Below are 12,310 nucleotides of genomic sequence, written 5' to 3' on the forward strand. Positions count from 1 at the left end.
GTCCACGATGAGCACGGTGTCCTTGCGGAACCGTCGTCGGGGCTGGAGGGCGAGAGCCGGTCCGAGGTGGTCGACGATCCGGTCGGCCGCCGACTCGGAGACGCCGAACAGCGGGGCGAGTTGGCGCAGGGTGAGGTTGGTGCGCCAGTACGCGGCCACCAGCAGCACCCGGTCCTCCAACGGCAGCGACCACGGCCGGCCCTTGCGGACCGGATCGGCTCCCTCGCGCCGCAGCGCGGTGATCAGCTTGTTGAACTGCCGCGGGCTCAGCCCGGTGAACGGGCCTATCCAGGAGGGCTCCAACGCCGTGATCACACCAGCCACGGCAAGATCATCTCACCTCTGACCGGCAGTTACGGGACAACCTCTAGACCCGTCGAGCTCTGCTGCGATCCGAGCCGTGCACAGTGTCAGTGACCCACGCCAGCACGCGAATCACGTGGACAATCCGCCCCGTGCTCTTCCTGCCACTCATGCACCGACAAGGCGCCGAACTCCCAGCCTGCGCACAGACCTTCAAGCCCCACCCGGCAGGATGAGTTACAACCTTCTCTACAGGTTCAAGCACCCGTCGTCGCTTCACTCCTCCGGGCGGGCGCGGGCGGCCGGCGGCGCCCGCGCTCATGTCTCCGCCCCGCTCGGCACCGCCGGCCGCCCGTGCCCGCTCAAGAGGCAGGCACACAGTGCATGAGGTCAGAACACGTCGTGGCTGGGGCGGTCGGCTCCGCGACTTTAGCCAGCCACTTTGGCGCGAGCCTCGAAGATCATGGCCCCAACGTCGTGCTTTACCGGGCAGGTCCACAGACTGCCCGACGCGCCGGAAGCTTACGGGGCCATGATCACTCGCGCCAAAGCAGCTCCCGGCCAAAGTCGCTCCGCCGGCCGCGTTGTTGACGTACGGAACCCAACTACACGACAACCAACCACACGAAGATCCTTGGCGTGGCAACCTACCTCCATGCAAGAACACTGGGATCTTTCAGGACGTGACGTTGTACCGGAGCTGCGGGCCGCGGCACGGCCTGCCGACGTAGGTGCAGCTGCCCTTCACGCGATGCTCAGCTCTACTGGAACGCAGTGGGCGCCACCATACGAAGGAGTACGCAGAGCTCTACAAATCCGGAGCAAGCAGGTCGCACCTGAACTTCAGGACCAAGCTGATCAGCGCTTCAGGACATACATGGCACTGTTTCGCGGAATCGGTTTGCTGTACGAGGAAAATGGCCGCTTGCAGTCCACCGAACTCGGCGAGAGCCTGCTACTGCTGCTGAACGAGCAGTATCAGCGCATCGATGACTTCGGCCAACAGGTCTATCTCACCTATCGCACTCAACTCGCCCGGATGGTGGCTCCCGCGCTGGCCCGATATCAGCTCGCCAACCCCCTCACCCGAGACGCATACCCACCTGGAACTGACGTCAGGCCACTACTGGCAATTTGGCGCATTATGAGAAAGCTGGATAATAAACTCCACTGGGAGGAGCTGGGACGATGCGTAACGACATGCCTGAGGGAGTCCGAAATTGAACCAGCCATAGAAAAGATCGCTCAAGCACGCACACAGGCCGGTTACAACCCAAATAACCCGGATGTTATGGAGCAGATTCTCGGCCCGCGTCGCCCCGACAAAGGAAGTAATCAATCGGACAGGCTAGACACGTGGTTCTCCCGAGCCGCCTTTAAGAACCTATTCCTAGAGTATCGAGATCGACAGGACGGCTATCGCTACCTCGAATCGGAGTTTATTCCACTACTTGACGAGATAATCGAGACCTCCCCGACGCCCGAGCATTTCACGGATCGCGGGGAGTACGTACGCTGGCTCGGCGAAACACCGGAGAAACCATCACCCATTCAGGCAAACTCGGACGACCAGCTTAGAAACCTCATAGTCGCCAAATGCCGCCGTTATGGAGGGCGTCAAATCGTTGCGCTTGTCGGCCCGGCAGGAACCGGTAAGACAAGGGTAGCTCAGAACGTCGCCATGACCCTTGCAGAAGGGGACGCCACACGGATTCTAACAGTTCAATTCCATGCAGCATTCACGTATGAAGAGTTCGTCGGCGGGCTTGCCCCCAGGAACGGAGGCTTCGAGCCTTCACCCGGAGCACTTGTACAGATAAACGATGCGGCACTTGCGTCTCCCGACAAGACGCACGTACTAATCGTCGACGAGCTCAGCAGAGCTGACGTAGCCAATGTACTCGGCGAGCTCCTCACCTATATCGAGTACAGAAACCGGCCTTTCCTCGTTCCGGGGCTGGACAAACGGGTCTCCATTGCACCCAACTTGATCATCATCGCCACGATGAACCCCACTGACCGAAGCGTTGTCAATATGGATGATGCCTTGGTTAGAAGGTTGCGCCAAATCGAGATTCCTCGCAGTCGGGACGCCCTCGATGTGATACTGAGTGAGGCTGGTATGATAAACGATCTCAGGAGGCACGTCGTCCAGTGGTTCGACAGCCTGCCAGAAAACGCCCCCTTCGGGCACGGTCTATTCGTTGGCATGCGCGACGAACGCGACTTGCATGATCTCTGGCATGAATCACTTAGATACTTCTTGCGTCGAGGCGGTATCACCACCTACCCCAACCCAGAGAAGATCGAGAATGGATACATCTGGAGACACGCGAAGTATGCCTCGGCCCTCCCAGCCACCGAGGAAGAGGAGTGAGAACGACAACGTATGGACGCCTTCAGCTCACTCACCAGGAAGTTGGGTTTTCGCTGGAAGAGCTGTCGAATCTCTCCTGGGTCCAGTCGAGGGTGGCTTCCGTTCGTCCAAGTCGCTTCGGATTCGACCTTGAAGTCGGGCCATACGCCGGCACCCTCGTCGTACATAAGAATCTCGTCATCACAATCGATGAAATGGTTTCGGGAACTGTCGAAGCGTGCCTCAACCTCTCATCCAGCGGGCGACGGCAATCCGTCCAGGCAGCCGAACCCGGCACTACCCTACCGCCACTCGCAGCGATTGCTCGAACATTCTCCACGATGATCGAAAGAGAATTGGCGTCAGGGCCACAGAAGGAATATATAGCTACCTCTGCGCACAGTAGCCGTGTCAGAGGAAAGATCCATATCGGTGAAACAGTACGGACCCTTTGGAGTCGCGGTCGGCATGACCTCTTGGCGATCCGGTACCGCAATCTATCCGAAGACACAGAGGTCAATAGGTACCTACTGGCCGCTTGTAATCGCGCTGAACACCTCCTGCACGATCACCATGAAGCGAAAGTGCTAGTACAGCGATGCATGCAAATGCTTTCCGGGGCGCAAATGCTGCAGCAGCCGACCTTCCCATCGCTTCCTCCCGGTTCTCGGGCGGATCTCAGTGGTCTTCTCCGCATGGCAGAAGCCATCATTCGTGGCGTGCCGTTCAACTTTCGAAGTGCAGGCAAATCGCCATTCAGCGCTTGGGTCAATATCGATCGAATATTCGAAGAGGCCGTGCGTACCCTGTGCCGAGATACGGCTCCATCGAATTTCGCAGTGACGGAGGGGAGATCTCAGAAGGTTCCGCTATTTCACGCACTTGAAGGGGAAGCAGAGCCGATGACTAAAAGAGCAGACCCAGATATCGTGATTCATGGAAACGGTAGAATCGGCCTACTTGACGCTAAATACAGGAAGTCGGGTGAAAAGGTTACCGAAGACGAGATATACCAGTTGATCGCTCATGCAGGGGCTTTCTCTGCCGATGCCGCTGCGCTTGTGACACCGGCTCTGCACGGCCCACCCGGCATCCGGCGCCTGGGCCGAGTCAGCACAGGGTGCCCCGTAGACGTCATCGCAGTCGACCCCACGCAAGCGGACGGCATGAGTGACCTGATCGGGCACTGGACGGCGAGACTGGCGCAGTGATTTGACTCACACAGGGATGATCGGTGAGGCATGCTGTGTTCACAACACATCGTCATGTCCCCATGGCTGTAACGGCGCACGACCGCAAGGCTGATCGTCTTGGATGGTGCACTGAAGACCACGCTGTCAGTCCGAGCTTCTAGGATCTATCGCATGGACAAGGGTGAGCCCGGTTGGGCGTACGCTGATCTCTTCAGCGGTTGTGGCGGCATGTCGGCCGGCCTGGCAGCCACAGGTCAGTACGAGGCGGTCTACGCCGCCGACAACGACGTGTGGGCCAACGCCACTTACGCTGCCAACCTCGGGCACGCACCGGATGAGTTGGACCTGCTGACACTGCAAGACGCAGCCGCTCGGCAATCCTGGGCTTCCCGAATCCGTGAAGCGGTCGGGACACGTCAGTTCCTTCTTACAGGGGGACCGCCGTGCCAGGGCTTCTCTTCGCACGTCAAGACCCGCGGTGACCGCAAAGGCCGTAACCAGCTCTTCAGCGTATTCGGTGATCTGGCGGTCACACTCAAGCCAGATGTCGTTATGGTCGAGAACGTCGGAGACCTGGTGTCGGCTCGCTCGTGGGACTTGTTCGACGAGTTTCGCTCCAAGTTGCAGGACTCTGGCTACAACGTTCGCGCCCGGATCATGAATATGGCGCAGCTGGGCGTGCCACAAGAGCGCTTCCGTACCGTGGTTCTGGCGTCCTTGCATCAGATGCCCACGTTCCCCGCCGTACGCAATACGCCAGAGACTTTTGCCACCGTCAAAGAGTGGATCGGCCAACTTCCACCTATTGCCAGCGGCGAATCGAACACAGACGATCCAATGCACGTAACGTCGCGTCATCGACCTTCGACGATCGAAATCTTGAAGCAAGTGCCCCATGACGGTGGCTCGCGTCCGCCTGGGGTTGGCCCGGAGTGCTTGGACCGCACGCGTGGTTCGCACGGCGGCTATACAGATGTGTATGGGCGGCTGCCGTGGTCCGGTCCAGCCCCGACCATCACTGCTCGCTGCCGGACGCCTAGCTGCGGACGCTTTGCGCATCCTGAGCAAGACCGTGGTTTGACCGCGAGGGAAGCCGGACTTTTGCAGACTTTCCCTGCAACATGGCAGTTCAAGGGGCCATTCGATGACCGTTACAAGCAGATCGGTAATGCAGTGCCTCCGCTAGCCGCTCAAGCTTTCGGTGAGCACATTGCAGCTGGCATGCCCCCCGTGGAATCCGAAGTCGGACTCTTCGAGGTAGCTGACAAGCCTGTTGGAAGCAGCTTTTCGGTGCTGATTCCTGGAATCCGCAGGCGCGGAGGGTTGCTGGTCCCGTGACGCTCACTGCAATTGACGCGTTCGCAGGCGCCGGCGGACTGAGCCTGGGTCTCGCCCGGGCTGGGTACTCTGTCAAACTGGCCTTCGACAACAGCCAAGTTGCCGTAGATACGCATCGGAAGAATCTCTCGTGCCGTGCAGAGGTGCTTGATGCTGCCACCACGAGTGGGGACCAGCTCCTAAATCTTGCTGGGCTCAAGCGTGGCGAGGTCGACTTGCTCGCCGGCGGCCCCCCATGCCAAGGGTTTTCACTTCAGCGAAGAGGGGCACGAGAAGACTCAAGGAATCTCCTTGTTCTTCGGTATCTTGATTGGCTCGAAGAGATGCGACCTCGCGCATTCCTTATGGAAAACGTGGCCGCCATTCAAAGTGTGCGCGGGAAGCATCTTCTACGAGCCGTGGAGGAGGCAGCTCAAGATCTAGGTTTCCAGGTTCACGCAGCTATTCTTGATGCGGCCAACTATGGTGTCCCGCAAAGGCGTCGACGAGCATTCCTCGTGGGGCTTCCTGCTGGCACACATTTTTCCTGGCCATCGGCAACTGTTGAGCGCCAACGGACGGTGGGAGACGCTATTCGTGATTTGCCGTCGCCACCCGAGGATGGGTCTATCCATCCGTCTCTCGCGAACCATTACAGGGAAGCTAGATTGAGCAAGCTCAACATTGAGCGAATCAAGCATGTCCCTCAAGGGGGTGGCCGTGAATACCTTCCTAAGCACCTCCAGCTCGCATGCCATCAGGGAAACCATCGTCATCTAGACACGTATGGCCGACTCTCGTGGGATGAGCCAGCTGTGACTATTACGGCAAGGTTTGATAGTTTCACCCGAGGCAAGTTCGGCCATCCGGAGGAACATCGAACCATCACCCTTCGGGAGGGCGCACGCCTTCAGTCATTCCCGGATGATTTTGTTTTTCTCGGGAATCGGGAAGAAGGTGCCAGGCTAATCGGAAACGCGGTTCCTCCCCTGCTCGCGCAAGCGATTGGGCAAAGTATCAAGTCCGCACTCTCTGGAGCAGGCGCAACAGACAGCTCCGAACCGGTACAGATGTCTCTATGGGGAGCTGGCACTGCCGCTGTCTGAATGGGCTCGCACTCGATAGTGCCACGGCAGCCCGTCCAAACTGCAGACGACCGACGCTGGCGCCGAGGCACAGTGACCGATGCAGCGAGGTCGGTGTACCGAGGCAGGGATCACGTCACGGCAACGTCCTCAATAGCACTGTCCGCGTCTTGCTTTGCCAATAGCGCGGCATAATTCCTCAGTGTCAGCTGGGCTGCTTCCGGCAGGCCATCGAAGGGGCCTTCCCCTCGGGCAGCGGCGATGACTACGCCGATGTTGGTGCTCAGGGCGTATATGGTCACGTACTCCGTTTCTCGTGACGGCAACTGAGCCGGCTGGTGGAGGAGGCCCTGCGATCTGAACCAGGCAGCAATGGCGTCCGCTCGGGGGCGACTGAGCTTGTCCCAGCTGGGGTTGTACCGATTGCGCACCCAGGCCATGGTGACTCGGGCGAGCCCATGTTCGGCCTTGAGGTGGTCAAGGATCTCCGTCCGGCGTTCAGTTGTCACTGCTTCCCCTCCCCGGTAGGCGTTCAGCATCGCAGGAAGAGGGCGATAGGTGGAACGTGTCGTCGCGATCTACCTGAGTGGGCTGCGGACCATCTGTGGACGGCGCATCGCCCGAAGATGCCAATTGGGCCTGTGACCTGCGATGATTGTGAGCAAACAAAAGCCCTCCGGAGCCGTGTGCGCCGGTTCTGCTGAGGTGTATCGCATGCCGCTGCGGCAGGTTGAGAGGGGCTAGGCCGTCCTCATCCTGCCGCCCAGGCGGCAGCAGATCTCAGGTTCAGCCCCTCCCGTAGGTCACAGGTGCTCCTCCGGGGTCGTGCGGCCCGGCGTTTTCATAGAGATGCGGTCGACTTGGGATGAGGGCTGGGCCGGGGACGGGCCCGTTGTGCGCATGCGGGCGTAGGCGTAGACGCAGCCTGCCAGGGCCAGGTCGGACAGGAGCATGAAGCCGATGGAGTAGGAGGACTTGGCGCTGTAGACCGCGCCCATCACCAGGGGTGGGACGAAGCCGCCGAGGCCGCCCATCGCGCCGACGATGCCCGTGACGCTGCCGACCTGGGCCTGCGGGGTGACCCGGGAGACCAGGGCGAAGACCGAGCCGCTGGCCGTGCCGAGGCCCGCCGCCATCAGCAGGAGGCAGACCGTGGCCGTCGGGGCGAGGGACGGGTCGAAGGACTGGATGATCGCCAGCAGGGCGACCTCGCCCAGGGCCCACGCCGTGACGGTGGCCGGGTGGATGCGGTCGGCGAGCCAGCCGCCGACCGGGCGGAGGAGCACCGTGACCAGGGCGAAGCCGGCGGCCCTCGTGCCGGCGTCGGTCGGTGTGAGGCCGTACCAGGCCCGCAGGTAGGTGGGGAGGTAGACGCCGAAGGCGACGATGCCGCCGAAGCCGATCGCGTAGAGCGCGGACAGTTCCCACGTCACGCGCAGGCGTGCGGCCTGGGTGAGGCGGGAGGCGAGGGGCGTCTCGGGGACGGCCCGGCCGGGGCGGTCGTTGATCAGGAACGCGGCCAGGACGGCGTAGGCCGCGAGGGCGATCGCGATGACCACGAAGGGCAGGTTCTCGCCCCGGTGGTACATGCGCGGGGTGAAGAAGCCGGACAGGGCCACGCCGCCCATGCCCATGCCGAAGATGCCGAGGGCGGCGCCGCGGTGGGCCGGCGGGAACCAGGAGTTGACCAGGGGCACGCCGATCGCGAACGTCGTGCCGCCCAGGCCCAGGAAGAAGCCGACCACGAGCAGGAACGGGTACGACGCCTTCGCGGGAATCAGGAGCAGGACCGGGATGATCGTCAGGGCGCTGGTCAGCGGGAACATCAGGCGGGCGCCGTAGCGGTCGGTGAGCGCGCCGACCGGCACCCGGCCGAGCGAGCCGACCAGCACCGGTACGGCCACCAGGAGCGACTGGGCCGAGGCGCCCATGTGCAGCCGGTCGTCGAAGTCGGCCGCGAGTGGGGCGATCAGGTTCCACGCCCAGAAGGTCAGGCCGAAGCCGACGGTGGCCAGCAGCAGGTTGCGCCAAGCCGCCGCGGACGGCCTTTCACCGGTCATCGCATACTCCCAGGAGAGTCCGTCCCCACCCCCCTCGCAACGACTCCCATGATCGGGGATCGGTCAGCCCTCCGCATCCGGGGAGGTTCCCGCAGCTCTTCGGCAGCCCGCCCTCCGGTGTCCCTCCCGCGTTCCTCCGGTTTCCCTCCCGCATCCCTCCGCGAAGGCCCCGGGGAGATTCCGGGGCGCTCGGGGGCGGGGAGGGTTCCGGGGCGCTTAGGAGTCAGTCGCCGTCCGGTGAGATCGAGGCCGCAGCAGGAGCGCCGTTTCGCGCCTGCGGCCCGGTACCGGTACCCCTCAAGCCGTCCGCTTGCGTGCCGTCGGCTTCTTCGGCGTCGCCTTCTTTCCCTCGGCCGATTTTCCTGCGGTCGACTTGCCCGCAGCCGACTTCCCCGCCGTGGCTTTCGTCTCGGCCGGCTTTGCCGTCGTCGCCTTGGCCGCCTTCGTCTTTCCGCCGGTCGACGAGTCGGCGCGCTTCGTCGTCGCCGGCTTCCTGGTGGCCTCCTCTGCCTTGGTGTTCTCCCCCGCCTTGCTGGTCGACTTGTGTGCGGCGGTCTTCTTCTCCGCGGGCGGCTTCCTCGTCGACGCCGACGTGGACTTCTTGCCGCCCGTCTCCTTCGGCGTGCTCCGTCCCCGGCGCAACTGTCTGACCTCGGCCTCCTCGCCGGGGGCCGTGCGGGACTCGCGGGCCGCGCGCACGCTGTTCTCCAGGGCGGCCATCAGGTCGAGCACCTTGCCGCCGGTCTCCGGGGCCGGGGCCTCGGGCAGGGCCTCGCCGGACGCCTTCGCCGCGATGACCTCCTCCAGCGCCTCCCGGTACTCGTCGTGCAGGTCCTCCAGGTCGACCTCGCCGAGGGTGTCCATCAGGGCGTCCGCCAGGTCGAGTTCCTTGTCGCGGATGGTGACGTCGGTGTCGGGGGCGACGTCCTCGGGGGCCCGGACCTCGTCCGGCCAGAGCAGTCCGTGCAGGGCGATGGCGTCGCCGACCACGCGGAGCATGCCGAGGCGCTCCCGGCCGCGCAGCGCGAACTTCGCGACGGCGACCTTGTTGCTGCGTTTGAGGGCCTCGCGCAGCAGCGTGTACGGCTTGGCGGCGGGGGCCCCGCCGACCGCGAGGTAGTAGGCCGCGCCCATCTGGAGGGGGTCGATCCGCTCGGCCGGCACGAACGCCACGATCTCGATGGTGCGGGCGGTCGGCAGGGGCAGGTGGGAGAGGTCCTCGTCGGTGATCGGGATGATCGTGCCGTCGGCGTCCTCGTACCCCTTGCCGATCTCGGCCCCCTCGACCTCGCGGTCGTCCAGTTCGCAGACCTTGCGGTAGCGGATGCGGCCGTTGTCCTCGGTGTGGATCTGGCGGAAGGAGATCGCGTGGTTCTCCGTGGCGTTCACCAGCTTGATCGGGATGCTGACCAGGCCGAAGGAGATCGCGCCGTTCCAAATCGATCGCACGAGCCGCACCCTTCCTCTGCCGGTTCCGCTGTTTCACCGGTTTGTCTGGGATTGTCATCGTATGACGCCTATCACAGAGGTGGAGGGGCGCCGGGTCGCGCTCACCAACCTGGAGAAGGTGCTGTATCCGGAAAGCGGCTTCACCAAGGCGGAGCTGCTGCACTACTACGCGACCGCCGCCGCGGCCCTGCTGCCGCACCTGCGCGACCGGGCGGTGTCCTTCCTGCGCTATCCGGACGGCCCGGACGGGCAGCTCTTCTTCACCAAGAACGTTCCGCCGGGTACGCCCGACTGGGTCATGACCGCCGAGGTGCCGCGGTCCTCGGCGGACGCCCCGGCGCGGATGGTGGTGGTGCAGGACCTGCCGAGCCTGGTGTGGGCGGCGAACCTGGTCGCCGAGTTCCACACCCACCAGTGGCGGGTCGACAGCCCCGAGGAGGCGGACCGGCTGGTCCTCGACCTCGATCCGGGGCCGCCCGCGGACGTCGTGCACTGCTGCGAGGTCGCCCTGTGGCTGCGTGAGCGGCTCGCCGCGGACGGTGTCGAGGCGTACCCGAAGACCGCCGGCTCCAAGGGGCTGCACCTGCTGGCGGCGGTGCGCGGGAGTTCTCCCGAGCGGACGTCCGAGTACGCGAAGGAGCTGGCGGTGGCGGCCGAGCGGGCGATGCCCCGGCTGGTGGTGCACCGGATGGCCAGGAACCTGCGGCCGGGGAAGGTGTTCGTCGACTGGAGCCAGAACGCGGCCCGCAAGACCACGGCCGCCCCGTACACGGTCCGTGCGCGCCGGACCCCGCTGGTGTCCGCGCCGGTGACCTGGGACGAGGTCGCCGCCTGCCGGGACCCGGCGGAGCTGGAGTTCCGGCCCGACGACGTGGCGGCCCGCCTGCGGGACCTCGGGGACCTGATGGCCCCCCTGCTGGACCCGGCCTCGGCCGCGGCCCTGCCCTAGCGGGTCCCCGCCGCGATCGGGCCCGACAGGCGTCGACGGTGCTCGTGGTCGATGCGGCTAGAGCCGGTGCCAGGTGGTCCGGTCCCGGGCCATCCCGTGCAGGGCCTCCACGTCCGCCGGTTTGAGCACCCCGCCCAGCCGGGCCAGGTCCGCCAGCTCGCCGTCCCGCAGGATCCGTACGCCCCGCGGCTCCGCCGTCACGGTCACACCGGACGGCTCCACCGGGGCGAGCAGCGGGCGGACCTCCGCGGTCAGGGCGTAGGAGGCGCGGTCGGCGGCGGAGCGCAGCCGGCGCAGCAGCGGCTCGGCCTCGTGGCGGCCGACGGTGACCATCGGGTCGGCGACCAGGACCCGGGCCTTGCGGGCGTACAGCGCGTGGACGGCGAACAGGCCGCCGGGCCCGATCACCAGGTGGTGGATGCGGTCGCCGCCCGGCAGCGGGACGGAGTGCAGGGTGTGCCAGCCGGCGCCCTCCAGGCCGTCCAGCGCCTGGCCGACGGTCTGCTCGGCGGTGAGGGAGTGCCGGCGCGGGTCGGGGCGCAGCCGCCGGGCGGGGGCGCGGTCGAGGGCGACGAGCAGGGCCTCGCCGGGGCGGTTGGGGGCGAGGTCGTCGTCCGGGGGCAGGGTCAGCCGGGCGAGTTCCGCCGGGGTGGGGACCGGGGGCGGGCCCACGGTCACCGGGCCGGCGAGGAAGGGTTTCAGGGCGTGCAGCACGCCGTCGCGGCCGTCCGGGTCGAGCACGAGGAGGTTGACCCGGCCCGTGTCGCGGTCGTACCAGGCGACGTTGCTCCCGTCCTCGCGGCAGACGTACAGCCTCTCCCGTCCGTGCCGGAAGGCCGGCACCACGCGCAGTCCGCTCATGCGCCATCACCCCTCGACCATGGGAACAGGCGGGGCGCTGCGGGGGCAAGAGCGGTTACCGTGGATGACGGCCCGGTGCGGGGGAGTTGGGAGGCGCCGTTGCGGACCCGCGGTACGCAGCCCGACGTGCCGGTTCCGGAGAAGCCGTGGAGCGAGATCGTGCCCGGTCTGTGGATGGGCGGGCACGAGTTCCTGGGGCGTTCCGGGTGGCCGGAGCCCGCCGTCGTGCGGGACGAGTTCGATCTGGTGCAGTCCCTGCTGCGGCTGCCGGGGTGCGGGCCCGATCCGGGCGTGGAGCACCACGTGTGGCCGATCCCGGACGGGCCGCTGGACGGGACGCAGCTCGCCGGGGTGATCCGGCTGGCGCGCGCGGCGAACGAGGCGCTGGACGCCGGCCGCCGGGTGCTCGTGCGCTGCCGGCACGGCTACAACCGCTCGGGGCTGGTCGTCGGGCACGCCCTGGTCCAGCGGGGGGACACCGCGGACCAGGCGATCCAGCTCATCCGGGCCCGGCGCTCGGCGTGGGCGCTGCACAACCGGTTGTTCGTGGAGTACCTGCGAGCGGGTCTGGCGACCGTACGGCTGCTGGAGGAGCTGGCCGAGTAGCCTCTCCCCCAGGTCCGTCCCCCCGGTACGCGACGCACACGAACCCCGGTACACGAACCGCGCAAAACAGACTTCCGTCGGAATCTGAGAATATCTCCCTACGAACCCGCCATTAAGGTGTACGGGGCCCC

General features: G+C 65.1%; 11 protein-coding genes. 6 read left to right on the plus strand and 5 right to left on the minus strand.

The features are described from left to right. The coding region (locus ACZ4K2_RS17040; protein WP_467473495.1) for a helix-turn-helix domain-containing protein at window positions 1-324 on the minus strand (324 nt) is incomplete at its 3' end. Between the two features lie 904 nt (window positions 325-1,228). On the opposite strand from ACZ4K2_RS17040, the gene ACZ4K2_RS17045 reads away from it, so the two are divergent. From ACZ4K2_RS17045 to ACZ4K2_RS17060, 4 genes are all read left to right on the plus strand, one after another. After that, window positions 1,229-2,680, plus strand: coding sequence for an McrB family protein (locus tag ACZ4K2_RS17045; protein WP_467473497.1), 1,452 nt, complete (start codon window positions 1,229-1,231; stop codon window positions 2,678-2,680). 194 nt (window positions 2,681-2,874) lie between these two features. Then, window positions 2,875-3,870 (plus strand): 5-methylcytosine restriction system specificity protein McrC, encoded by a 996-nt coding sequence (locus ACZ4K2_RS17050; RefSeq protein ID WP_467474051.1) that lies wholly within the window; start codon window positions 2,875-2,877, stop codon window positions 3,868-3,870. A gap of 153 nt (window positions 3,871-4,023) precedes the next feature. Further along, window positions 4,024-5,190 carry a DNA cytosine methyltransferase gene (locus ACZ4K2_RS17055; protein WP_467473500.1) on the plus strand — a complete coding sequence of 389 codons (1,167 nt, stop codon included), beginning with the start codon at window positions 4,024-4,026 and terminating at the stop codon, window positions 5,188-5,190. Beyond that, window positions 5,187-6,275: a DNA cytosine methyltransferase gene (locus tag ACZ4K2_RS17060; protein WP_467473502.1), complete on the plus strand. Its 1,089-nt coding sequence runs from the start codon at window positions 5,187-5,189 to the stop codon at window positions 6,273-6,275. Before ACZ4K2_RS17055 ends, ACZ4K2_RS17060 begins: the two co-directional genes overlap by 4 nt. Before the next feature lie 110 nt (window positions 6,276-6,385). On the opposite strand, the gene ACZ4K2_RS17065 is transcribed toward ACZ4K2_RS17060, so the two are convergent. The 3 genes from ACZ4K2_RS17065 to ku form a co-directional block, all read right to left on the minus strand. Next, window positions 6,386-6,793 (minus strand): hypothetical protein, encoded by a 408-nt coding sequence (locus tag ACZ4K2_RS17065; RefSeq protein ID WP_467473503.1) that lies wholly within the window; start codon window positions 6,791-6,793, stop codon window positions 6,386-6,388. Between the two features lie 264 nt (window positions 6,794-7,057). Further along, the gene (locus ACZ4K2_RS17070) at window positions 7,058-8,314 is read right to left on the minus strand and encodes a nitrate/nitrite transporter (protein WP_467473505.1); all 1,257 of its coding nucleotides are present in this window, start codon (window positions 8,312-8,314) and stop codon (window positions 7,058-7,060) included. Between the two features lie 297 nt (window positions 8,315-8,611). Further along, window positions 8,612-9,763: a non-homologous end joining protein Ku gene (gene ku, locus ACZ4K2_RS17075; RefSeq protein WP_467473507.1), complete on the minus strand. Its 1,152-nt coding sequence runs from the start codon at window positions 9,761-9,763 to the stop codon at window positions 8,612-8,614. 61 nt (window positions 9,764-9,824) lie between these two features. Between ku and ligD the strand changes: the two genes are divergently transcribed. Beyond that, window positions 9,825-10,712, plus strand: coding sequence for a non-homologous end-joining DNA ligase (ligD, locus tag ACZ4K2_RS17080; protein WP_467473509.1), 888 nt, complete (start codon window positions 9,825-9,827; stop codon window positions 10,710-10,712). Between the two features lie 57 nt (window positions 10,713-10,769). On the opposite strand, the gene ACZ4K2_RS17085 is transcribed toward ligD, so the two are convergent. Further along, window positions 10,770-11,573, minus strand: coding sequence for a nuclease-related domain-containing protein (locus ACZ4K2_RS17085; RefSeq protein ID WP_467473511.1), 804 nt, complete (start codon window positions 11,571-11,573; stop codon window positions 10,770-10,772). Window positions 11,574-11,672: 99 nt separating this feature from the next. Here ACZ4K2_RS17085 and ACZ4K2_RS17090 point away from each other — a divergent pair, with 99 nt between their 5' ends. After that, complete coding sequence (locus tag ACZ4K2_RS17090) at window positions 11,673-12,179, plus strand: protein-tyrosine phosphatase family protein (protein ID WP_467474052.1); 507 nt, start codon at window positions 11,673-11,675, stop codon at window positions 12,177-12,179. Window positions 12,180-12,310: the final 131 nt, after the last annotated feature.

The sequence above is a fragment of the Streptomyces sp. NPDC025833 genome, assembly GCF_055558055.1.